At 64.9% G+C, this 23,404-nt stretch carries 15 protein-coding genes; 9 read left to right on the forward strand and 6 right to left on the reverse strand.

What is annotated here, in order from left to right:
* Positions 1 to 62: 62 nt before the first annotated feature.
* Positions 63 to 1,133 carry a DUF5925 domain-containing protein gene (locus tag AW272_RS06190; protein WP_066361699.1) on the forward strand — a complete coding sequence of 357 codons (1,071 nt, stop codon included), beginning with the start codon at positions 63 to 65 and terminating at the stop codon, positions 1,131 to 1,133.
* Positions 1,134 to 1,191: 58 nt separating this feature from the next.
* Here the strand turns inward: AW272_RS06190 and AW272_RS06195 are convergent, their stop codons facing one another.
* Complete coding sequence (locus tag AW272_RS06195; RefSeq protein WP_066361704.1) at positions 1,192 to 1,998, reverse strand: hypothetical protein; 807 nt, start codon at positions 1,996 to 1,998, stop codon at positions 1,192 to 1,194.
* Positions 1,999 to 2,069: 71 nt separating this feature from the next.
* On the opposite strand from AW272_RS06195, the gene AW272_RS06200 reads away from it, so the two are divergent.
* From AW272_RS06200 to fxsT (AW272_RS06225), 6 genes are all read left to right on the forward strand, one after another.
* Positions 2,070 to 3,314, forward strand: a complete 1,245-nt coding sequence (locus tag AW272_RS06200; protein WP_083958132.1) for a M20/M25/M40 family metallo-hydrolase — start codon at positions 2,070 to 2,072, stop codon at positions 3,312 to 3,314.
* Positions 3,315 to 3,961: 647 nt separating this feature from the next.
* A complete protein-coding gene (locus tag AW272_RS06205; protein ID WP_066361707.1) occupies positions 3,962 to 4,141 on the forward strand; it encodes a hypothetical protein in 180 nt (59 codons plus the stop codon).
* 31 nt (positions 4,142 to 4,172) lie between these two features.
* The gene (locus AW272_RS06210; RefSeq protein ID WP_157518384.1) at positions 4,173 to 6,440 is read left to right on the forward strand and encodes an FxsB family cyclophane-forming radical SAM/SPASM peptide maturase; all 2,268 of its coding nucleotides are present in this window, start codon (positions 4,173 to 4,175) and stop codon (positions 6,438 to 6,440) included.
* 68 nt (positions 6,441 to 6,508) lie between these two features.
* Positions 6,509 to 7,246, forward strand: a complete 738-nt coding sequence (locus tag AW272_RS06215; RefSeq protein WP_157518386.1) for an AAC(3) family N-acetyltransferase — start codon at positions 6,509 to 6,511, stop codon at positions 7,244 to 7,246.
* Between the two features lie 52 nt (positions 7,247 to 7,298).
* Entirely contained in the window at positions 7,299 to 8,531 is a 1,233-nt protein-coding gene (locus tag AW272_RS06220; RefSeq protein WP_066361712.1) for a TIR-like protein FxsC, read from the forward strand.
* Positions 8,524 to 12,420 (forward strand): FxSxx-COOH system tetratricopeptide repeat protein, encoded by a 3,897-nt coding sequence (gene fxsT, locus AW272_RS06225; protein WP_066361714.1) that lies wholly within the window; start codon positions 8,524 to 8,526, stop codon positions 12,418 to 12,420. Before AW272_RS06220 ends, fxsT (AW272_RS06225) begins: the two co-directional genes overlap by 8 nt.
* Positions 12,421 to 12,432: 12 nt before the next feature.
* On the opposite strand, the gene AW272_RS06230 is transcribed toward fxsT (AW272_RS06225), so the two are convergent.
* The gene (locus tag AW272_RS06230; RefSeq protein WP_066361715.1) at positions 12,433 to 13,299 is read right to left on the reverse strand and encodes an alpha/beta fold hydrolase; all 867 of its coding nucleotides are present in this window, start codon (positions 13,297 to 13,299) and stop codon (positions 12,433 to 12,435) included.
* Positions 13,300 to 13,636: 337 nt separating this feature from the next.
* Between AW272_RS06230 and AW272_RS06235 the strand changes: the two genes are divergently transcribed.
* The gene (locus AW272_RS06235) at positions 13,637 to 15,022 is read left to right on the forward strand and encodes an MFS transporter (RefSeq protein ID WP_083958057.1); all 1,386 of its coding nucleotides are present in this window, start codon (positions 13,637 to 13,639) and stop codon (positions 15,020 to 15,022) included.
* On the opposite strand, the gene AW272_RS06240 is transcribed toward AW272_RS06235, so the two are convergent.
* Together AW272_RS06240 and AW272_RS06245 are read right to left on the reverse strand one after the other, a co-directional pair.
* Entirely contained in the window at positions 14,969 to 16,993 is a 2,025-nt protein-coding gene (locus AW272_RS06240; protein ID WP_157518388.1) for a tetratricopeptide repeat protein, read from the reverse strand. The two genes, AW272_RS06235 and AW272_RS06240, sit on opposite strands and share 54 nt — an antisense overlap.
* Complete coding sequence (locus AW272_RS06245; RefSeq protein WP_066361719.1) at positions 16,990 to 17,865, reverse strand: SIR2 family NAD-dependent protein deacylase; 876 nt, start codon at positions 17,863 to 17,865, stop codon at positions 16,990 to 16,992. Before AW272_RS06245 ends, AW272_RS06240 begins: the two co-directional genes overlap by 4 nt.
* Before the next feature lie 452 nt (positions 17,866 to 18,317).
* Here AW272_RS06245 and fxsT (AW272_RS06250) point away from each other — a divergent pair, with 452 nt between their 5' ends.
* Positions 18,318 to 20,852, forward strand: a complete 2,535-nt coding sequence (gene fxsT, locus AW272_RS06250) for an FxSxx-COOH system tetratricopeptide repeat protein (protein ID WP_066361720.1) — start codon at positions 18,318 to 18,320, stop codon at positions 20,850 to 20,852.
* Here the strand turns inward: fxsT (AW272_RS06250) and AW272_RS06255 are convergent.
* A complete protein-coding gene (locus tag AW272_RS06255) occupies positions 20,821 to 22,047 on the reverse strand; it encodes an aKG-HExxH-type peptide beta-hydroxylase (protein ID WP_066361721.1) in 1,227 nt (408 codons plus the stop codon). The two genes, fxsT (AW272_RS06250) and AW272_RS06255, sit on opposite strands and share 32 nt — an antisense overlap.
* Complete coding sequence (locus tag AW272_RS06260) at positions 22,044 to 23,318, reverse strand: FxsB family cyclophane-forming radical SAM/SPASM peptide maturase (RefSeq protein WP_245657213.1); 1,275 nt, start codon at positions 23,316 to 23,318, stop codon at positions 22,044 to 22,046. The genes AW272_RS06255 and AW272_RS06260 overlap by 4 nt, the downstream gene beginning before the upstream one ends.
* Positions 23,319 to 23,404: the final 86 nt, after the last annotated feature.

Here is a 23,404-nt window from a genome sequence, read left to right on the forward strand (position 1 = left end):
TGTCCCACGCGTAAACGGATAATGCTTCGACACCCTCAACGACAGATCGGGATCATTGACCCATGACTCCGCTCGAGATGAAAGTGTGGGTAGACGACAGCGACAGCCCCGCTGACATCATCGATGCCCTCGCCCTGTCCCCCTTCGCGACCGGGGCACAGCCGTGGGCGCAGACCGCCACCGTGGAAAAAGTACGCAAGGACGCGCCGCTGACCGCCTCCGGCGGCGTGCTGGTCCGCGCCGCCCTCAACGACGACGGACCCAGTTCCCGCCTGTACGAGGGCGAGGGATGGACCATGCGGGTGATCCGCTACAAGGACGGCGACGCGGTGGTCGTGGTCACCGCCGTGACGGAGGATCTCGTGCAGGCCGTCATGGCCGAGACCGTCAAAGACGCCAAGGAGCCTCGCCCCGCCGACGAGGAGGCCGTGACCATGGGCTTCTACTGGATGTCCGACAGGGGGCGCCGCCGGTCGACCAAATCGATCGGCGCGACCGCCTGGGCCGACATCCGGCGGAACTATCCTCGGCTTGCTTTGGGGAAGCTGGATGCCCTGATGGCGATGAAGGCCGACTCCGCGCCCGGACGGCTCCTTCTCCTCAACGGTCCGCCGGGCACCGGGAAGACCACACTGCTGCGCACCCTCGCCCGCGAGTGGCGGACGTGGTGCCAGGTCGACTGCGTGCTCGATCCCGAGCGGCTGTTCAACGATCCGGGTTATCTGCTGGATGTGGCGGTCGGGTGCGACTGTCCTGACCACGACGAGAGCAAGTGGCGGCTGCTGGTCCTGGAGGACTGCGACGAACTGATCCGGGCGGAGGCGAAGATGTCCGCCGGGCAGGGGCTTTCGCGTCTGCTCAACCTGACCGACGGACTGTTGGGGCAGGGGCGGGACGTCCTGGTGGCGATCACGACGAATGAGGATCTGCAGCGGCTGCATCCGGCGGTGGTGCGGCCGGGGCGGTGCCTGGCGCAGATCGAGGTCGGGCGGATGGCGCCTGACGAGGCTTCGGCGTGGCTGGGAGATTCTGCCGGGGTCGGGCCTGGTGGGCTGACGCTGGCGGAGATGTTCGCGGTGAAGGCAGGAGTGGTGCCCGAGGAGGTTCCGGTGGAGACGGGGCAATACCTGTAGCGGCTCCAGCGAGCGGGCGGTCTGATCGCTCTCGCTCGGTGGATACCGGGCGGGAGATCTACCTATGGGTAATCTGACCGGCCTGTTCCCGCTCGACGACCCGATGCCACGGGAAGTCGGGCGGGAGGGCGGTCCGCTCCAGGTGGACCGCGTCGAAGCGGAGCGTCGGCACCTTGCTCAGGGCCCTGGCCAGGGTTTTCGTGCCCCCTTCGACCGCAGTGACGGTGATGCCCGCGTGGCGGTGGAGGGCGTAGGTCTGGGCGTACACATCAAGGAAAGTCCTCAGTCTCGTGTACGGCGTGAGCAGGAACTCCATCGGCTGGGGAGCCGGCCTGACCGGAGGTGTGGTCGGCTGGAAGCGGCCGAGGACGGCGTCGAGGATGGCCCGGTTGTCGAAGACGTCGGGTGTGGTGACGTGGCGGGCGTTGGGAAACTGCTCGACGTCCACACAGTCCTCCCGCCGCGCCGACGGCAGGTCGATCTGGACGACCTTGACCGGGTCGGTGGTCCGGTCGAAGTGGTCGACCCAGCGGATGCGCAGATCGGTGACGTAAGGACCGCCGCGCCGGAACCGCCCGACGCCCGCGCCCCTGTTCGGGGTCGCCAGCAGGACCATCCGGGAGACGTGCCCGGCCCAGGGGCGGTGTTCGCGTGAGTCGTCGTCGCCGTTGGCGACCAGGTAGGCGTGCCGGAACACGAGCCCGGCCGTGCCGTGGCCGACCAGTGCGATACGGCCGCCCTCCCAGTGCCGGTCGATCCATCGGCACAGGTGACGGGGGTCGTGGTGGCTGACTTTCTCCGTGCGCCAGCCTTCGGGCGTAGGGGCCGCGCCAGGGCCCTGATAAATCAGCAGATTCCTCCGCATGTCTGGAGCTTGGCGCGCTTCTGGTGGGGTCGCATGAGTAGGGGGATGCTCAATCAGGTATGGGTTGGATCATGAGTGAGGCTGCCAAGATCTGCTCCGAACTGATCCGCATCGACACGACCAACCCCGGCCCAGGGGAACGCGAGGCCGCGGAGTACGTCGCCGAGTTGCTGGCCGAGGTAGGGCTGGAACCGATCATCATCGAGAGCGCGCCCCGACGGGCCAACGTCATCTGCCGGGTGCCCGGAGACTCGCCTGACGCGCTTTTGATCCATGGGCACCTGGACGTGGTGCCGGCCGACCCTGCCGACTGGCAGCTGCATCCGTTCAGCGGGGAGATCGCGGACGGGTACGTGCACGGACGCGGGGCCGTGGACATGAAGGGCAGCCTGGCCATGACGCTGGCCTGGATCCGGCAGGGGCGGCGGCCCCGGCGAGACCTGGTTCTCGCCTTCCTCGCGGATGAGGAGTCGACCGGGGAGTTCGGGTCGCGGTATGTGGTGTCCGAGCACGCCGACCTGTTCGAGGGGTGTACGGAGGCGATCTCCGAATCCGGGGGGTTCTCCGTGACGATGCCGTCCGGGGTGCGGGTGTATCCCATCGGGGTCGGGGAGCGGGGGACGGCGTGGATGAAGGTGACGGCGCACGGGGTCGCCGGGCACGGGTCGAAGCCGCCGGTGGACAACCCGGTGGCGGAGTTGGCGCGGGCGCTGACACGGGTGGCCGACTATGAGTGGCCTCTGCACCTCACGCCATCCGTGGCGGCCCTGGTCGGCGAACTTTCCGACGCGCTGGGGATGCAGATCGACCCTGCGGACCTCTCAGAGGTGCCCGCCCAAGCCGCCGCACTGCTCAAGGGGGTACTACGGAACTCGACGAACCCGACGATGATGGCGGCGGGATACAAGGTCAACGTAATTCCATCGCGCGCGGAGGCGGGAATCGATGGGAGATTCCTTCCCGGGTTTCAGGACGAGTTCCTTTCGACAGTCGATGAATTGCTGGGACCTCGGATCACCAGGGAGTTCATCAACTTGGAAGGCGCGCCTTCCGCGCCGATGTCGGGTCTGTTTCACGACCTGGGAGACGCGATTCGAGGACAGGATCCCCTTGCCCGCCCGGTCCCTTACGTGATGACCGGCGGGACCGACGCGAAGTCGTTTGCGCGCCTGGGCATTAAGGGTTACGGCTTCGTCCCTATGTTGCTACCCGTGGATATGGATTATTTCGGTATGTACCATGGCATCGATGAGCGAGTCCCGATGGATGCTCTTGAATTCGGAGTGCGCGTTCTGAACCGGTTGCTGACGCAATGATCATCCAGTCGCATCCGGATATCCCGACAGGGAGACCAAAATCAGCAAGCGCAACGAAGCCGCACCACGGACAACAAGAGGTCGACGGTGCCCGCCATCACCCGGATGACACCATCTCGATGATCGAATCCCGGTTCGGCAGCAACCTACGGTCGAGACCTCTCCCCGCACGACCAGCGCTTTTATGCGCGAGAAGCCGCACCCTTACCACAAAATCCAGACCAGGTGCGCTGTCCGAAATCAGACGGCCGACAAAATCGGACAAAGATTACTTAACGGCCAACAGCCCTTGACCCAAATTGGGATCACTTCGAGGAGGTGGCTAGACACGGAGTGTAGTCACATCGGTAACATGTGTCATTTTAACACCGTACGTCCGTTTTTTCAACACAGGACAAAGCGCCCAAATTCACCCTGCACGATGTTTTGCAATATTAGGGGGGTGCTTTAGTGCAGTCAGGGATAAAAACCCCACATAACAATTCGGGCCGGTGATCCACATTGACCCGGCGCAGTACCGGCGATAATGTTTTCGCGCCACAGGTGTGGCGGCCATTAATCCTTGCGATAAACCTCTCGACTTGGGCTAATTTGGCACACCATCGCCAGCGGCGCCCAATCAAAGTCCACTTCCGAGAGTCTATCCCATGATGAAGGGTTTGGCCATGACACCTACCACGCTGGATGTTGTCACATCAGTCGTCGTCAATGTCACGGGCATGTCGTTGACGGATATTGAGCGTACTCAGGGTCGCGAAACAGAGGCAATGCTTCAGCGAATGCTTGAACAGGAACTGACTACGGCCCGCTTCACCTCGGCGATCTGAAAATATTGGCGCCTGCGGAATGACCCCGCCCATGCTGCCGATCAGTCAGTTCGTGGTGAAAGTTCATAGCAGATGCGACCTGGCGTGCAACCACTGCTATGTCTACGAGAGTGAAGACAGCAGTTGGCGGGGGAAACCCGCGGTCTTGAGCACCGCAACAGCGTCTAGGATCGCCGGGCGAATCGCTGAACATGCCATCGAGCACGGCTTGACCTATGTACAAGTAGTTCTTCATGGAGGCGAACCGCTGCTGGCCGGGCCGGCCCGCCTGGATGACATCGCGACAACATTGAGGAAGCAGCTGCCCCCCGACTGCCACCTCGACCTCAGGATCCACACCAATGGTGTGACGCTCACGGATCGGTTTCTCGACGTCTTCGATCGCCACCGGATCGGTGTCGGTGTCTCCCTCGACGGTCACCGCGAGGCCAATGACCTCCATCGCGTCTACGGCAACGGTCGCAGCAGTTACGAGAAGGTCATCCGAAGCATAAATTTGCTGCGTTCGCGCAAACACCTCTACTCGGGCCTGCTCTGCACGATCGACGTGGCCAGTGACCCGATCAAGGTGTACCACGCCCTGCTCGATCAGGCTCCGCCGAGAGTGGATTTTCTGCTCCCCCATGCGACCTGGGATGCGCCTTCGCCTCGGCCGACGCCTACCGCGTACGCCGACTGGCTGATAGCCATATACGACCAATGGGAACGTGACAACCGTCCGATGGCTGTCCGGTTGTTCGACTCGGTGATCCGTACGCTCAACGGGCAGTCCAGTCTCACCGAGGCGATCGGGCTCGACCCCAGCAGCCTAATGGTGATCGAGACCGACGGGTCATATGAACAGGTCGACTCGATGAAGGTCACGTTCGAGGGTGCCCCGGCAACCGGCCAGGACGTGTTCCAGCATTCCGTCGACGAAGCGGCGAGCCATCCGGGCATCCTCGCCCGGCAAAGCGGACTCGCCGGACTGTCCGCCGCGTGTCAGAAATGCGAACTCGTCACCTCGTGCGGCGGCGGGCTCTATCCCCATCGGTTCCGTGCGGGCTCGTTCGTCAATCCGAGCGTCTATTGCACCGACCTATTCAAACTGATCAGTCACATCAGGGACGCGGGTTCCATGCAACACCACGTGCTGTCGCTCAGCTCTTTCAACACCGTCGCGGCCGGCTTCGGCGACCTCGGTGACATCCGACAGTTGGCCGAAGCCCAACACAGCCTCCGCCGGGTGCTGATCTCCGGTTTCAGCAACCACGACGCCTGGCCGCTTCTTGTCGACCTGGACAACCGCCGGCCGGAGGCGGCCACCAGGGTTCTCACTCATCCGTATATCCGCGAATGGGCGATCCAAGCGCGGAAAGGCGACGCCGATGCCTCCTACCTGGGCAACATCACCGCCGCCATCGCCGTGGTGGCTGGGCTTGCCGGCACCTTTCGGGTCGCAGTGCACGACGGGGACGCCCACCTGCCGACCGTGGGCACCATCGGCGGTCTGACCGGCGACTCGGCCACAGTGACGGTGGAGGGCGGCCGTGTCGAGGCGTCCGACGGATTCACATGGCGGCCGGTAAGGCGCCTCACTTCGGGCGACTTCTCCGTGCTGGTCGATGACGGCGATCCGTTCCGCGACTGCTACGGCCTACCGGTCACGGGACGCCTCACCACAGACGAGATGATCGCCTGGCAGGCGACCTTCCACGCGGCCTGGGCCGTGATCGAGAGCGAGTTTCCCGAATACGTTCCCGGGCTACGGGCTGGGCTGTCCACGATCACGCCCCTGGCAGCCGACGCGGGCGGCGATGACGTGAGCTGCACCGCCCGGAATGCGTTCGGGGCTCTCGGGACAGCTCTGCCCGCCTCCCCAGAGACCCTGGCCCTGCTCATCATCCACGAGTTCCAGCACGTCAAGCTGGGTGCCGTCCTCGACCTGGTCGACCTGTTCGACCCGGAGGACAAACAGTTGTTCTACGCGCCGTGGCGCCCTGACCCTCGGCCGTTGGAAGGTCTTTTCCAGGGCACGTACGCTCACATCGCGGTCGTGGACTTCTGGCGGCGGCGCAGGAAGGTCACCGGAGCGCTGCCGGACCACGCACACTTCGCCCGCTGGCGTGACCAGACGGCGAGCGCGTTGGAGACCCTGCTCACCTCCGGAGCGCTCACCGACCTGGGCCTCAGATTCGTTCGCCGGATGAAGGAGACGGTGACCGAATGGTCGAGCGAGGAGGTCCCCCCGGAGGCCGGGGCCGCCGCGGACGCCACCACACGGGCGCACCTGGAGGCGTTCCAGACTCAGGGCGGCTGACAGTCCTCACCGCCGACGAACTGCGCGCGGATCTGGTCCGGCTCGGTGTCGGGCCCGGCCAGACCTTGATGCTGCACTCCTCGCTCAGCCGGGTCGGCCGGGTCGAGGGTGGGGCCGCCACCGTCGTGTCGGTACTGCGCGAGCTGCTCGGACCGGCGGGCACTCTGGTGGTGCCCGCGTTTACCCCGCAGAACTCCGATACTTCCACCGCACACGCGCTGGCCACCTCCGATATGAGCCCGGCGGCAAAAGCCGACTACCGCGCCCGCATGCCCGCCTTCGACGCGGCCACGTCCCCGTCCCACGGCATGGGCGTGATCGCCGAAACCGTCCGACTCACCCCGGGGGCGGTCAGGAGCGCTCATCCACAGACGTCCTACGCCGCGATCGGCCGGCGGGCCGCAGAACTGATGGCCGATCACGCCCGAGACTGCCATCACGGTGAGAACTCACCTATGGCGCGCCTTTACGACACGGACGCGTTGGTTCTTCTGCTAGGAGTTGGGTTCGACCGTTGCACGGCTTTTCACCTGGCCGAATATAGGTACCTTTTTCCGGACACGCCCACACGGACTTACCGTTGCGTTGTGAACGACGGCGACGGACGCAAATGGGGGAAGTTCGTCGACGCCGTACTCGATGACAGCGACTTCGCGCAGGTGGGCGAGGACTTTGTGGCGACCGGCCAGGTCCGCCGAAACTCTGTCGGAGAAGCGATGGCCGCCTTGTTCCCGACCCGCGCTGCGGTGGATCACGCGGTCCGCTGGTTGCGCCACCGGCGGTGTTCCGAAGTTCCGGCGCCGTAAGGCGGCGCTCGACCGGGCCCCGTTTCTATAGTGGGCATGAGAAGGGAGGCGGATGATTCCACACTCGGCTCCCCGGCCACCCGGGCCGTATTTTTTTCTCAGCTATGCCCACACTCCGCCGAACGGTCCGGACCGCAAGACCAATCGCTGGGTCGCGAAGCTCTTCAGCGATCTCTGTGACCACATCCTTGAGCTGACCAATCTGACCGATGCCTCCCAGGCCGGGTTCATGGACACCGGCCTGCTTTCCGGTCACATGTGGCAGAAAAGGCTCTCCGAGGCACTGGCGACCTGCCGGGTTTTCGTTCCGCTCTACTCCCCCCGTTATTTCGTCAGCCAGAACTGCGGCCGCGAATGGACCGCGTTCATCCAACGGGTCAACAATCAGGTGGGCCCCAACGGCCGCAGCCCCGAAGTGATCATTCCGGCGTTGTGGACCCCTATGGAACCGGAGCGTCTTCCCCAGGTCGCCAGGACGATCCAGTTCGCCCATGAACAACTGGGCACGCGCTATCGCGACGAAGGTTTCTACGGCCTGACCAAACTCAGCGCCCGGCGTCACCAGTACCAACTGGCCACGTGGGAGCTGGCCAGGCGCATCGTCGAGGTCGGCCAGAGCACCTGGGTGAAACCGAGCGAACCGCTCGACTTCGCGAGCCTGCCCAGCGCGTTCGACGACTTCGAGGCCGAGCGTCCGCTCACGCTCACCATGGTCGCGCCCGACATCGACCATCTCCCCTCCGGACGCTCCGCCTACTACTACGGACGGGTGCCGGAGGAGTGGAATCCCTTCCGCAGCGAGGACAACTTCCGATCGCTGTGCTCGTACGCGATCGAATTGGCCGCCTCCCACGGGTTCCGTCCACAGCCGGGGTCGTTGTCCGCCTACAGCCCGGGCGCTCTGGACGCCTGGCAGCCGACCGGCCCGGAAGTAATGATCATCGACCCTTGGGCTCTGACGGAGCCAGACCGCCTGGATGCGCTCGCAGGCTTCGATCGGGCCGAGCTTCCCTGGGTGAGCGTGATCATCCCGTGGAACCTTCTCGACGACGAGACACGGGTGCACGAACCCAGCCTGCGGGCGGCCCTCGAAGCCACATTGCACAAACGCCTGTCCGACCCGTACACCGAGTCGATCGGAAGTTTCTCAGCGTTCGGGCGCGCTTTCCCTCAGGCGTTGAGCCGAGCCGGCAACCAGTTCCTCAAAAAGGCCACCCCTTATCCCCCCGAAGGTCAGCCGAGCAGGAAGCTCCGGCTCATGGAAACGGAAGGTCCCGATGGCTGACGAAGAAGGACGGATCATCACGTTCTACTCGTACAAGGGCGGGACCGGCCGCACGATGGCACTGGCGAACATCGCCTGGACGCTGGCAGCCAACGGCAAGCGGGTGCTGGTGCTGGATTGGGACCTCGAGTCGCCCGGCCTGCACAAGTTCTTCCGCCCCTTCCTCGACGAAGAGGTGATCACCTCAACCACCGGGGTGATCGACATCATCAACAACTACGTGTGGGCGGTGACCCGCCCCCAGCAGCGGCAGCCCGACTGGCACCTCGAATACGCCAGGGTGCAGCCGCACGCCGTCTCCCTGGAATGGGAGTTTCCTGGGGAAGGAACCCTCGACTTCATCTCGGCCGGACAGCAGAACCGCGACTACTCGTCGCTGGTGTCGACGTTCGACTGGGACAACCTCTACGACCGCCTCGGCGGTGGCCAGTTCTTCGACGCCTTGCGCGCTGATATGAAGGCCAACTACGACTACACCCTCATCGACAGCCGCACCGGCCTGAGCGACATCGCCGACATCTGCACGATCCACCTTCCTGATGTGCTGGTCGACTGTTTCACGATGGCCGACCAGAGCATCGAGGGCGCGGCCAAGGTCGCTCATTACATCGACCAGCGGATCCGCGACCGCCCGATCCGCGTTCTGCCGGTCCCGATGCGCATCGACGATGGCGAGAAGGAGAAACTCGACGCAGGGCGGCAACTCGCCCGCACCCGTTTCGACCATCTACCGAAAGACATGACCCCAGAAGAACGCACCATGTACTGGGGTGCGGTCGAAATCCCGTACAAGCGCTTCTACGCCTTTGAAGAGACCCTGGCCACGTTCGGTGACACACCAGGTTCCCCTACCTCGTTGCTGGCCGCCTACGAGCGGCTCACCGGCGCCATCACCAACGGCGAGGTCATCTCACTACCACCGATGGACGAGGCGTTACGTGCCCGCTGGCTCGACGCCTTCACTCGGCGTCAACCAGCCGACCAGGCCGACATCATGCTCAGCTACGTGCCGGAAGACCGCATGTGGGCCGATTGGATCGGCTCCGTTCTGGAGCGCACAGGGTGCCGAGTAATGCCGAAGTCGCTGGCGCAGGCATCCCTGGAGTCGGCGCCGGACCCCCATACGCAGGTCATGATCGTGTTGTCCCCGGCGTACCTGCGGGCCTGGAATGGTGAAGACAGCGGGCCACGTCTGTCGCCGGACCTGTTGACGATGCGGCAGATCATCCCGCTGCGCGTCGCCGAGGTACGTATGACCTCCGCCTTCGGAGACCAGCCGCCCGTCGATCTGATCCGCCTTAGCCCGGAACAGGCCACCGAAGCGGTGATCCGCGCCGCCGGGCGCGACCCCCGCGACTACCCAGCCGACCAGTTCCAGCTCGGCATCCGCTTTCCGGGTTCGGTGCCGCCGATCTGGAATGTCGGCCCTCGCAACAACACCTTCACCGGCCGCAGCAACGCTCTGGAGACCCTCCGCGACCAGCTTGTCGGTATCGGACAGGGAGTGGTGCTGCCGCAGCAGGCCACCGCCCTGCACGGCCTAGGCGGGGTGGGCAAGACTCAGGTCGCGCTGGAGTACGCGCACCGTTTCCGTGCCGACTACGACTTGGTCTGGTGGATCTCCGCCGAACAGCCCGAGTTCATCAACTCCGCCCTTGCCGAGCTGGCCACCAAACTCAACATCCGGTACGGCGAGAGCGTCGTGGCCGGATCGGAGGCCGCTCGCGAGGCTCTGCGGGTCGGCCAGATGCGCTGGCTTCTCATCTTCGACAACGCGCGAGATCCCGAGCAACTGCAGGAATACCTGCCCGGCGGAACCGGCCACCTACTCATCACCTCCCGCAACCGGACATGGGCCGACGTGGCCGCATCCCTGGAGGTGGACGTCTTCAGCGAAGAGGAAAGCCTGGAGCATTTCCTGCGGCGGGTGCCGACACTCGAACGCTTCGAGGCACTGCAGGTGGCGCTGGCGCTGGGTCATCTTCCCCTGGCGGTCGAGCAGGCCGCGGCGTGGCTGGCAGAAACCGGAGTGTCCGCCTCAACGTACTTGGAACAGCTGAAGACGCAGAGCCAGCAGTTGCTCCTCACGGAACCACCTCGCGGCTACCCCATGCCCGTGGCCTTGACCTGGAACATCTCCCTGGCCCAGCTCAAGGAGCGCTCTCCGGCCGCAGTCCGTCTGCTCCAGCTGTGCGCGTTCTTCTCTCCTGAGCCCATCTCGCAGGAACTCATCTACAGCGACGAGATGGCACGCTCGCTGCTCCCGTACGACGAGAGCCTGCGCGGTGAAAAGGTCATGCTTGGCCGCATGATCCGCGAGGTGACCCGGTTCGCGCTCGCGAAAGTGGACCCCGCGACGAACACCATCCAGTTGCACCGGCTGGTCCAGACCGTGATCCGTGGCCAGATGAGTCAGGAAGACCGGGAATCCACCTCCCATGAGGTCCACCACATCCTCGTAGGGGCACGACCGCGACGCGGAGACGTGGACGACCCCACGAACTGGCCTCGCTATGACTTCATCTGGCCCCACCTGCTGTCCTCAGAGGCGGAGAATTGCACCGAAGAGGAGACCCGCACGCTCCTCATCGACCGGGTCCGCTACCACTGGCGTCGTGGGGAGTACACCAACGGTCTCACCCTGGGCCAGCGCCTGGCCGACTATTGGGAGACCAAATTCGGCCAGATCGAACGTCAGCGGCTGGCCCTGCTCTTCAACGTCAGCCACTGCCTGCGCTACCTCGGCCGCATCAAGGAAGCCCGCGACCTCAACGAATGGGTGCTGCAGCAACAACAGATCCTGTTGGGCTACGACCATCCCCACACGCTCATGACCCGGATCGGTATGGCGGCGGACTACCGGAGCGCGGGAGAGTTCACCCGGGCTCTGGCTCTGGACAAGGAGACCTACGAGCTTTGGAAGGACCTGTACGGCGAGGAGCACACATGGGCCTTGAAATGCGCGAACAACCTCGCCGTGTCCTTTCGCCTCGTCGGCGACAGCTTCAGCGCCCGTGACCTGGACGAAGCCACATACGACCGGATGAGCCAGGTGCTCGGCCGATTGCATCCCGACACGCTCAACTCGGCCCAGAACATCGGCCGCGACCTGCGCGAGGCCGGCTACTACCGTGAATCGGTGGACTGGCTGACCAGCACGATCGCCCAGTACCGTGAGGTTTTCGACGACGACCACGTCGAACTTCTGCGTGCGGAAAAGAGCCTGTCGGTCTCCCTGCGCAGGGCAGGTGACCAGCAGGATGCGCTGGTGCTGATGGAGCACGTGGCCGAGCAGTTCAACCAGCTTTATCCCAGCTCGCCGGAGACCCCGGCCGCCGCGCTGGAGCTGGCTTCCTGCCGGTCGTCGCTCAACGACCAGGTAGGCGCCCGAGACCTCGCTGAACAGTCCCGGCAGGCGTACATCGAGCAGGTGGGGAAAGATCACCCCTACACGCAGGTGGCGTCCAACAACCTGGCGATCTACCTCTGCGCACTCGGCGAACCGCAGCGAGCGAGTGAACTCAGTGAGAAGACCCTCGAACGCTTCCGGCACGACCTGGGCCAGACTCATCCGTTCACTCTCTCCAGCATGATCAATGTCGCCAATATCCTGTCGGTCCTGGGCGATCACTTACGAGCCGAGAGGATGATCCGCGAAGCAGGTGACAGGCTGGCCACAACCCTCGGCGCCCGCCACCCGGACACCTTGGCCTCACAAGCCAACCTAGCGATCACTCTGCTGGAACTGGGCCGCACCGAGCAGGCCGGTGAACTCCAGGCCAGCACCCTCGACATGATGATCGACAAACTCGGAGACGACCATCCGTCCGTACAGGCTCTGAAGAGCTGGCGGCGTATCAACCGCGAACTGGAGCCGCAGCCCACCTGACGCCCGGGGTCGCTACTCGCGGGTCAGCCAGATGAGGACCTCGGGCATGATGTCGAGAGCGCCGAAATGGGCCACGCCACGCTCGATGCGCAGAGTGACTCCAGGGATCCTTCGGCCGAGCCAGCGAGCGTGACTCACTGGGGAGAACACGTCGTTCTCTCCGTGCCAGACCAGGGTCGGCACCCGGATCACCGCCGGGTCAAACATCCAGTCGGAGGAGAAGGCGAGCACGTCGTCCACCCATCCGTCGCTGGAGTCGCGCAGGCCTTCGGCGAAGTTGCGCAGCAACATAAGACGAATACCCATGTCAGAGACGGTGCGCCGGTCGGACTCCGGTGCTTCCATGACCAGTCCGTGGATCTTACTGGCCGGATCATCCCGGATCTGGGCGGCCGCGGCGCCGAGGCTTGCGGCCACCGCCGTCATACCTCCCCGCGCCATGGTGAACTCACGGATGTTGGAGGCGGTCATTCCCTCGAACCAGTCCAAGCCGTCGGCTCCGCGGGGGGCTAGGCCAACCAGGGCCGCCACCCGGGTCACCCGATCGGGTATCAGGGCCGCACAGGCGAGGGCGTGCGGGGCGCCCCCGGAGCGGCCGACGACGCTGAAGGTGGACAGGCCGAGCTGATCGGCGATGGCTGCGACGTCGATGACAGCGCTGGCGACCGTCCGGCCTGGGCGGCGGTCGGATCCACCATAACCAGGGCGGTCAAAGGTGATCAGCCGGATGCCCAGGCGGTAGAGCACCGAGGAGCGGGGGGCCGGACCCACTCGGCTTCCTGGAGTGCCGTGGAGCAGAAACACGGGGTGGCCCGCAGGGGCACCTTTCTGCTGCACGGCCAGGCGTCTGCCGTCCGGCGTCGTCACGGTCTCCGTCACGTGCCCTCCCCTTCAACAGCAACCATGCCGCTCCCCCACCATCACCGTACTTTGTGGCCGACCATCTCCTATGTTCCATTAAGGGAAGAGTGACCAGTCCTCGTATGTGCTGTCCTCTTCTTTGGCGACATCTTTGCCGAATCGAAATGCGATAAGCGGACATGACGGGTATTCACCGCTGTACTGGTGGGTCGGCCTGACGAGTGCTCCCGCGGTGAGAGACCGTGCGGCACACCGTGATTCGGCATACGCCGGACGGCCGACTGATTGACGATATGCTTCGAAACCTCTGGGGACGAAGGCCTGGCGTCAGCGCGGCCTAACGCCAGATCGCGCCGTGGCCGCCGGCCACCTGGCGGCTTTGATGCGCACATCCTGCCCGGCGATAAGGAGAGTTCTTTTGGGCTCTCCCGCAGCCTCCAAAAATGGCAATCCCCGACGTTTCGCGCCACGAAGACGTCGAATCGAGTTCCACCGGAAAAAAGCCAACTTCGCGCGTGCGATGTCCAGCGTCTTCGCCTCCACGATCGGCTCGCGAACCCTCGGGATCACCTACCCCCTGCTCGCCCTGACGATCGGGGCGTCACCGATGCAGGTGGGCTGGGTGACTTTCGCGCTGACCGTTCCCGGGTTGTTGTTCTACATGCTCGCCGGTGTACTGGCCGACCGAATAGACCCCAGGTCGATCATGATGTTCACCGAGACCGTACGCGGATTCACCATTCTCACCATCTGTTTGGCGATCCTTTTCGGGCAGGTGACCATCGCCCACATCGTGCTGGCGGCCCTCCTCGAAGGCGGCATGCTCATCGCCTACACCCTCGCCGAGACTGCGTTGCTGGCCAAGTTCATCCCTCTGGAGTCAACTACCAGAGGTCTGGCGTTGAGCGAGACGGGCATTCATTTCGCCGTACTGGCCGGGCGGCCGCTCGGAGGCGTGCTGTTCCAGTGCGGAGCTTTGGTGGCGTTCGCCGTCAACGCGGTTCTTTTTCTCTTCTCCGGCGGAATCCTGTCTGCCATCATTGAACGCCGAAAAGCTCGCCGACCACGGCTCAGCAGCGCCGCGAAAGCGTGGCAAGGTGTGCGCAGGGTGAGAATCAAGCCGATTATCGAGGAGATATCCGAAGGATTTCACGAGTTGCGGCGACATCGATTCCTAAGACATGCGATCGCAGCCACGACGAGCACCAATCTGGCCATCAATACGATCATTGTCATATTTTTAACGGGCTCCGCCGGACTGTCCCCGATCCTAGTTGGGCTCGTGCTCGCGATGGGCGGGATCGGCGGGTTGATCGGCTCGAATCTGACCCGATTGGCAGCGGTGGCCCGATTCATCAGGCCGAGTCTGAAAGTCCTCGCCATACAAATGTGGGTCTGGGTTTTCGCGGTGGGCATCACCACGCTGGCGGAGCCCGTCTACTACGGCCTCGCCACCCTGGTGACCGGGTTCACCGGCTCGCTGATCAACGTCTCCATCCGGGCTTATGAACTGCGCAATGTCGAACGCGCGAAACTCGCCCGGGTCGTGAGCGTGCACCGCCTTGCCTCGCATGGCGCGGTCTGCCTGGCCGCCCCCGTCGGAGGGTGGCTGGCGACGGTTACCAATGGGTCACATGAGGGACCCATGCTCGTGTTCATGTTCACGCTGCTCTGTGCATTCGCCTGCTCATTCGTGATGCCTCGGTGGCGCAGGTGGCGGGGCCTGCTCAATTCCTCTTAGGCGTTCGGCCTCGCGGATCAACTCACCCGGTAACTTGGGCGACCGAGCGGCGAGCGCACTCTCGGCATGATCTTTAGCCACCTCATTCTGGCTGTTACCCACAGCGATCCAGGCCGCGTACAAATGCACCAGAGCGCTCTTCGGGGCGTCGGCCAAGGCCTCAGACAGTTCCTTCTCTCCCTCCTGGACCTTGTCCTCGGGAAGCTCGGCCGAAAGGCGGGCCACCGCGAGCGCGTGGGCGGCCTTGGTGGACGGCCACTGCAACGGCATGGCCCGCTCGAGATCATGGAGAGCGTCGGCGAAATCGCCCCGGCTTACCCGAATCTCCCCCCGAGTCTGAAGGGCGTCAAGGGCTCCGCCGTCGTCCTGCAACACATCCTCAAGGATGACCAGGGCCGCCCGGGATGATCCGGCGTGCCACAGTGCCCCGGCAAGCGCGGTCTGGATACTCAGATCGCTCGGATAGCGGTACATGGCGGCTCGGAGTTCGTCGACGGCCTCGTCGGCTCGGTCTTGGACGAGACGCAACCGTCCGATGGCGACCAGGAGCCTCGCCACCGCGTCAATGACACCGAGCGTCTCGAAGAGCAGGGCCGCAGCACGGTAGTGCGTGATCGCCTCCTCGGGGACCTCACGCTGGTGGGCGACATTGCCGAGGAAGATGTGCAGCTCTGCCTCAAGGCGCGCGTCGGCGGCGCCGAGAGTGAGCGCCTCGGCGGCCAAGGCCTCGGCCCGGCCGAGGTCGCCGTCACGGAGCGCGAACTCCGCCGCGCCGAGCAGGTCGTCGGGGTCGCTCCCGGCCGTGGACCGATCAAGCGGGCCTGCGGCCTTGAGGATCGGGGCGATCAGCCGGTCATGGGCCAACTCGCACCACCCGGCGCGGTTCAGGTGCAGGATGTCACGCCGGACAAGAGCATCCACCACGGCGTTGTCCATGCCCGCCGTGACGGCCTCCCTGACCTGGACCCGTTGCCGGGTCACCTGTTCGGTGACGAAGGTTCGGGCGAGCCAGACCGTAAGGCGGTGGGTGTCGCCGTCGAGCCGGCCGGCGGCCACTTCGGTGATCATGTCACGGCAGAGGGCGCTCACCGTCTCGTCGGAGACCTCGACATGGTCGGCGGTGATGAGGTGCACATCGTCGGGTAGCGAGCGCCACAACATCGAACAAGCCACCTGGAGCCGGACCGGCTCGGCCCGCCCGGCCGTGCCGCTCTCGCAGACGTCGTCCAGCAGTTTGGCCAGCGCGGGAGCGTCGAAGAAGCGGCCGGTGCCGTGGAGCGGGCCCTCGGCGGCCTCACGCGCCTGCTTGTCACCCAGCAACCCGAGGCGGAAGCGGCGGTGGTCGGTGCCGACCAGCGTGGGACCGTAGGTCATGACCGAGGCCAGCTGGTCGTCCCGGACGCTGATCAGCAATTTGATGTTCTCATCGGCCGCCAAGGCCCGGGTGAGCTGGTCGAAGAATCCCTGGCGGTGTGTGAGGTCGTCGAAGAGCTCCTCAGCCTGGTCGATGGCCAGCAGCACCATCTTCGCGTCGCCGAACGGGTCCTGCCTGCGCGGGCGGCCACGCAGGAAGCTCTCCAGTGTGAGGCCCGTCAGCCGGGTCGGTGACTCCTCTGGCGCCCACGACGACAGCAGCGCGAAGACGTGGGGATTGTGCTGCGGGGGAAGCGCCGCGGTCGGGTAGGTCAAGCCGCCGACTACGGGAAACGCCGATCCGTAGGAGACGCGGCCGATGGGCAGGGTGTCGTTGGATTCGGGATCGAGAAGAGGGAGCACCCCGGCCTGCAGCAGAGAGGTCTTCCCGATCCCGGATGGTCCGTGGAGGATGGTGAGCCGGTTCGCGCGCCAGTGGTCGGCGAGCTCGTGAGCCTCCCGCCTGCGGCCGAAGAATCTGTACGCGTCGTCGGTCCGGAAAGCCCGCAATCCGATGTAGGGCTGCGGTGCCGCCGGTCCTCCATTGGCCCTGTTCACGTCATCCGCCTTTGAAGTTGTTTGCAGAACTCCGCCGCCGTCCCCCAGAAGATCGACACGCTCCAGCGTTCGTAATACCGCTCCAGGTCCTCCAGGAGCTCCTCCTTGACGGACGCGTCCACATCGGGCGCCACCTGGACGCTGAGGTGGCGGCGCCGGTTGATCCCCGGCACGGCGCGCTGCAATCCGTTGAAAAGGACCCGGAAGTTCCAGTCCTGGAGGCTGTACCCCACGAACAACAACGACCGGGTGGTCAGCGCGCCGAGAATCACCGGAGGCAACATCACGGGAGTCTCGGCGGCCCGGTCATGGGCCAGGTTGGTGATGAACTCGATGTAATCGTCTTCAGTGACCACCAGCGAGGAGGGCGTGTCCAGCCGGCCGTGCAGGTGATAGACCAGAGGGCTTTCCGGCCGGGGATTCCAGCCGGCCTCTTCCTGGAAGATCTCCGCGTTTCCCTCGATGCCCTCGTTCCACCTGCACATGGCGACGCTGGGATCTTTGCCGACCCACTTCAACGACTGAAAGATGAAGTCGTCGTAGTTGGTGGTCAGGTAGACGGGCAAAGGGAATTTCGCGAGCAGGCCGTGCGGGTCCTGAGGGTCGTCGAAGTCAGGAGTCCGGCTCACGCGGAGCTCCTCACTGATCATTTCCTTGACGTGCACCGACTCGCCGAATCTCATCGCCAGGAACTGGGTTACCTTGGTGAGGTTGTCCTTGTCGTGAAAGGGATACTGCCCGTCTTCCGCGAGTTTTCGACTGAGCTGCCTGCCCGACGGCAGGATGCCATCACACGCGCCGGCTCCCAGGAACGGCGTGCACGCTCCTTTGGACAACTGGAAGACCAGGCGCTTCCAGTCGGCCTCTTTCATTTCATGCAAGGAACACCTCGCGGTCGAACCGGCCCACGGCCACTTCACGGCACGATATATCGGTTCTGATCGTTTGTGGGCCGGCTCGTTAACCCGTACGGAACCGGGCGGACCGTTAGTACGAGCTCTGGAACCTGGCGACGTCGTCTCCGTCGGCGCCGACGTAAGACAGCACCGGACGCAGCACACTCAAGGACCCAAGCTCGCTGAGTGTCACTGATTCAAGATCGATTATCCCCGAAATCATGGACTCCTGCATGTGCTCTCCTCGCACCTGAGGGCGGGTTACGGGCATCCTTTTCCCGGAATTAGGACCGGCCCCTCGTCTGGAGGTCATCCCGCAACGTCACCATGCTTCCTTACGATTCTGTGATGACCGGGACCGTGAATCAAGCTTTAGTATTGCGTGATATTCCCATATTCCCGTGGTGGGACAGGGGCGGAGGTTTCTCGTGGAACTTTCCAAGGCAGCGCACAACACCCCAGACCGGCAACCAACGGTTTGGGAAAGAGTTCCGCCGAAGAACCTGCACTTCACCGGCCGGCAGAGCCTGCTGGATTCGCTGCGCGACAACCTCACCCACGTCAGTGCGGTGGTCTTGGAGCCGCAGGCGCAGGCTTTGCGAGGTCAGGGCGGTGTCGGAAAGACCCAGCTCGCGATCGAATACGCGTGGCGTTTCCGGCGGCATTATGACCTGGTGTGCTGGATTCCTGCCGAGAAACGCGAACTGGTGCCCGCCTCGCTCGCGGCCCTCGCCCCCCACCTCGGCCTGCCGCCGAGCACGGGCGTCGGCATCGAGGAGACCGCGCGTTCGGTCAAGCGCACCCTGGAGAAGGGCGAGCCGTTCCGCCGCTGGCTCGTCATTTTCGACAACGCCGACGAACCCGCCGCGCTCGCCGACTACATCCCTGCCGGTCCCGGCCACGCCCTCATCACCACCCGCAACGCCGCTTGGGCCCGTCGTGTGCAGAGCCTGGCCGTCGATGTCTTCAGCCGGGACGAGAGCATCGCGTTCCTGCTCGGCCGGGTCCGCCGAGAGATGCCCGCCGAGAAGGTCAGCGTCCTGGCCGAGAAACTCGGCGACCTGCCACTCGCATTGGAGCAGGCTGGCGCCCTGATGTACGAAACCGCCATGGACCTCGACGAATACAGCCAACTCCTCGACGCACAGACCACCGACCTGATGCACCTCGGCAAGGCCGACGACTACCCGCAATCGATGGCCGCGGCCTGGCAGTTGTCAGTGCATCAGTTACGCCGTCGCCTACCCGAGGCGATCGAGGTCCTGCGCTGCTGTGCCTTCTTCGGTCCCGAGCCCATCCCCCGCGACGTCTTCCGGCGCGGCACCGAGGCCGACACCCCACGTATCGCCGCGATCCTGGCCGACCCACTGATGCTGACCAAATCGCTGCGCGTCCTGGGTCGCTACGCGCTGGCGAAAATCGACTCGACCACCCGCACCATCCAGGTGCACCGGTTGATCCAGGCGCTGCTCCGCGAAGACCTCACCATGGAGGAGCAGCACGACATCCGCCACGAGGTCCACCTGCTACTGGCCCAGTCGGCTCCGAAGGACGCCGAGGACAACACCAACTGGAAGGCGTTCGAGGAGTTGGTGCCGCACATCACCTACTCAAACCTGGCCGAGTGCGCCACTCCCAATGTGCGTACCTTCGCCCTGAACACGATCCGATACCTCTACCGGGTGGGCAACTACGAACTGGCCCATGCTCGGGTGACCGAGCTGATCGAAAAGTGGACCGAGCGCGACGGCCCCAACCACATCGACGTGCTCGTCGCTCGTAAACACCTCGGCAACGTGCTGCGCGGCATGGGCGAGTTCTCCCAGGCCTACCGCACCGACCACGACACCCTTGAGGCGATGCGCGAGTCCCTGGGCGCCGACCACTCGGAGACCCTGTGGGCGACCAACAGTTACGGCAGCACGCTGCGGGCCCGGGGTGAGTTCCAGCGGGCCCGCGAACAGGACTCCGAACTGCTGGTCAGATACAGGGAAGCACATCCCGAGGACACCGCCAGCGCCTTCCGCGTACGGCACAACCTGGCCATCGACCACTCGCTGACCAGTGATTACACCTCCGCGCAGACCATGTTCCAGGGGCTGCTGCTCGACCTCAACATCGCCAGGGAGAACGTGGCTCCGGCCCAGTTGCTGGGTGCGTGGAGCGGCCTGTCCCGGGTGGTCCGGTTGTGCGGCGACTACGAGTCGGCCGTCGATGTCGGCCAGGACGCCTACGAGTACGGCACCGACCGCCTATCCCTCGACCATCACGAGACGCTACGCGCGGCCAAGGACCTCTCGATCGCTCAGCGCCGCCGAGGCGACGTCAACGACGCGCTCGATCTGGCCGAACTCGCTTACGCCCGGCTCCGGCACCTTCTCGGGGAGCATCACCCGGACACGATGGCCGCAGCGGTGAACCTGTCCAACGCCAATCGTGTGAAGGGGAATCTGGACGAGGCCTACCGGTTGGCGCTCGAGGTCACCCCGATGTACCCACAGGTGTACGACCAGGACCACCCCTACTACCACGCCACCCGGGGCAACCTGGCCGTGCTCATGCGGTTGCGCGGTGAGCCCGAGCACGCATGGGCGATCAACGGAGAATGCCTGGAAGCACTCGGGCGCCGCCTCGGCTACAACCACGACTACACGCTGACCTGCGCGGTCAACCTCCAATCGGATCTGGCCGCACTCGGCCGGGCGAATGAGGCCGTCGAAGGCGGACGTGAACTACACGAACGCATCAGCAAAGTGTTCGGCGAGGACCACTTCATGGCGCTGTCCTGCGCGTCGAACCTCTCCCTGGACCTGCGGGCCGTCGGGCACCTGAGCGAGGCGGACGCCCTCCGGCAGAAGACCCTCGACCTCTACCGCCACGACGACAGCATGAACTACCCCGACGCGGTCTCCGCCGAGAACAAGACCCGCATCAACTGCGACTTCGACCCTCAGCCGATCTAGACGACCGCTTGTTGCGCCGTTCCCACGCCGCGCGCCGCTCGTCCTGCGCGCGGCGGGCGCGGCTCAGGGCGTCCGCGCCCACCGACTCGTCGAGCCACGGCCGGAGTGTCTCCGCCATCAGCCGTGTGAACTCCACTCCCTTGGCGGTGAGCCCCCTCCCGGCGAGCAAAGTCTGGGTCGCGTCGTAGGCGGCCTCGCGCCACTGGGCAAACTCGTAATCGGCGTGTTCGGTCGGCTCGGCCAGCCGTTGTCGGCGCCAGAAGCCGGTCACACCGAGGTAGGCGTACGTGCCGTTGAGCAGGCCGCGGGCCGGGCGGGGGTCAGGGCGCCAGGGGGCGTAGTAGAAGTCACCGCTGTCGAGAGCGAGTAGGGGGACGACGTCGATCAAGGCGTACAGCTTCACGTGCTGGGTCTCGTGGGCGAAGGTTTCGGCCAGGGTCAGGCCTGATGCAGGGGTCGACAGGGCGATCGCGCCGAAGGCCTCGCGGGACGACTCGCTCTGGGGAATCTCGGCGGGGGCACCGATCGGGGTGAGCACCGTGACAACGCTCGCCACCTCCTCGCGGACCGTCCAGTGGTGGTCGCCCAGCAGTCGCCAGGCTTCGCCCAGCCGGGACTCCCAGAGGCGGCGATCGTGCAGGCGGGGCAGTTCAATGCCAGCGGGCCAGCGGTGCGGGTCCATGTCGTCGACCGTGACGGTGAAGTCGCCGGTACTCAAGGTCGGTAGGGCACGCCAGCCCGACACCGGGTGGCCGTCGGCGGTGACGCCGTCGGGGCCGACACCGACAATGACCAGGCCGCGGGCCGGGAATCCACCGGCGGAGGGGAGGGTGATCCAGCCGTCGGAGGAGGGCACCGGCAGTTCGCACTTCACCCCCGCGCGAAGGGCCGCCGCCAAGGCCACCGCCGACAGCCGGTCCGGATCGCCGGCGCCGCGCAACGTCGCGGCTGCCCACGCGCCTACGGCAGGGTGGTGCAGGATCGCACCGACGACGGGTGCCGCCGCTGTTTCCAAATCGGCCAGTACGGCGTAAGCCTCGGCCGCCTGAGGGAACATCTCGGTGACCGCGCGCACCAGCATCAGGTGCTTGCTGAACTGGGCGGCGCGGAGTTCTCCCAGAGCGGCGGCGCCTCCACCGCCCCCTGCCAGCGCGCGGAAGGCTCCGTCGGAAATCCGGTGCGGAGGGACGCTCATGAATTTCCTCTCATCCGAACCACGTCCTCCGCGAAAATTCGATGAATATGACGGACGAGGGCGTAAAGGTCCGGGCAGTAGACACTCGGATTGAAAAATCCGGAATTCTCTTCGTACCGATGGGCGTAAAGTCCCCCGCCACAGGCCGCGACGATGTCGCATTTGCGGCACGTGGGCGAAAGGGCGTCTACACCGATCTGCCGGGCGACCAGGGACGGCAGCCGCAACGCGGCGTCGAAGGGGTCGCGCAGCACGTGTAGCGGGGTGGCCGCGGCACCGTGATAGGCGGACTTCAGGATGTCGGACTGTTCGATGCTGCCATCAGTCTCGATGACGGCCAGGAGCGCGGGCGAGAGGCCGATGGACTCGCTGCGGGAGGAGCGGCCGCTGAGAAGCCTAAGAATCTCCGTGAAGAGGCGGATCTCAGTATGAGTACCGGAGGAACCGTACCAGCGGTCGAAGATCGGGATGAGCCAGTCCGCATACGGAGTGGCCGGAGAGCCCGGATCACGGAAGGGCGGCGGGGTGGACCAGTTGCCGTGCGGCAGCAGGAAGTCGATCGCCGGAGGGTCGAAGGCAAGCAGAGCGTCGAACGTGCGCAACGGGTCGTTGCGGACGTCAATGGTGCAGAGCAGGCCGCTGAACAGCTCGTGGTAACGGCCTTTCGATATGCGCCGTACCGACTCCGCGACTTGGGCATGGCTGCCCCGGCCGTCGCGGAAGAGGCGGTGGCGGTCGTGCGCCTCAGCGTATCCGTCCATGGAGACGCCGACGTGAATGCCCAGTCGCTCGAAGAGCTGGAGAAAGGTGTCGTCAAGCTGCAGACCGTTGGTCTGGATGCTGACGTTGACCCGGCTACCGGTGTCCATCTGACGGCGGATTGCGCGGACGGCGTAGGCGATGAAGTCGGGTCCGGCCAGGAGTGGTTCGCCGCCGTGCAGGATGACGTCGACCTCGGTGAGCCCATGGGCCATGGCGTGTTCGCCGATGCGGTGGGCAACGTGGTCGACGACAGTCTCGGACATGCGGCGCGGCTGCGCCTTCCAGCCCTGATCGGCCATTTCGTACACGTAGCAATGACGACAGGCGAGATCACAGCGGCTGTGAATCTTCAGAATGAACTGCCGGAAGGCATGCGGCCGCCACCCCGACGCCAGCAGCGCATCAACGTCGAGGGACTCCGGAAACGGTGGCTGTCCCAATTCAGATAACGTGATCGCGGTCCCCTTCGCCCTGTCGCACTGGACCTCACGTGCCTCCGCTATCCACACGAGGGCATTTTGCGCCAATTATTGTCTCTCACGGCTATTCCTATCTCGTCAAGATTTACGAAGGCCACAAATTCCCATGATCACTT

It is taken from the genome of Herbidospora mongoliensis, from assembly GCF_001570545.1.
GTDB classification, from domain to species: Bacteria; Actinomycetota; Actinomycetes; order Streptosporangiales; family Streptosporangiaceae; genus Herbidospora; species Herbidospora mongoliensis.

Bases quoted from the DNA above. Each gene is read 5' to 3' on its own strand.
- AW272_RS06215 (WP_157518386.1), top strand. From the start codon at position 6,509: ATGCTGCACTCCTCGCTCAGCCGGGTCGGCCGGGTCGAGGGTGGGGCC.
- AW272_RS06220 (WP_066361712.1), top strand. From the start codon at position 7,299: ATGATTCCACACTCGGCTCCCCGGCCACCCGGGCCGTATTTTTTTCTC.
- fxsT (WP_066361714.1), top strand. From the start codon at position 8,524: ATGGCTGACGAAGAAGGACGGATCATCACGTTCTACTCGTACAAGGGC.
- AW272_RS06200 (WP_083958132.1), top strand. From the start codon at position 2,070: ATGAGTGAGGCTGCCAAGATCTGCTCCGAACTGATCCGCATCGACACG.
- AW272_RS06255 (WP_066361721.1), bottom strand. From the start codon at position 22,047: ATGAGCGTCCCTCCGCACCGGATTTCCGACGGAGCCTTCCGCGCGCTG.
- AW272_RS06245 (WP_066361719.1), bottom strand. From the start codon at position 17,865: ATGAAAGAGGCCGACTGGAAGCGCCTGGTCTTCCAGTTGTCCAAAGGA.
- AW272_RS06190 (WP_066361699.1), top strand. From the start codon at position 63: ATGACTCCGCTCGAGATGAAAGTGTGGGTAGACGACAGCGACAGCCCC.
- AW272_RS06210 (WP_157518384.1), top strand. From the start codon at position 4,173: ATGCTGCCGATCAGTCAGTTCGTGGTGAAAGTTCATAGCAGATGCGAC.
- AW272_RS06195 (WP_066361704.1), bottom strand. From the start codon at position 1,998: ATGCGGAGGAATCTGCTGATTTATCAGGGCCCTGGCGCGGCCCCTACG.
- AW272_RS06205 (WP_066361707.1), top strand. From the start codon at position 3,962: ATGATGAAGGGTTTGGCCATGACACCTACCACGCTGGATGTTGTCACA.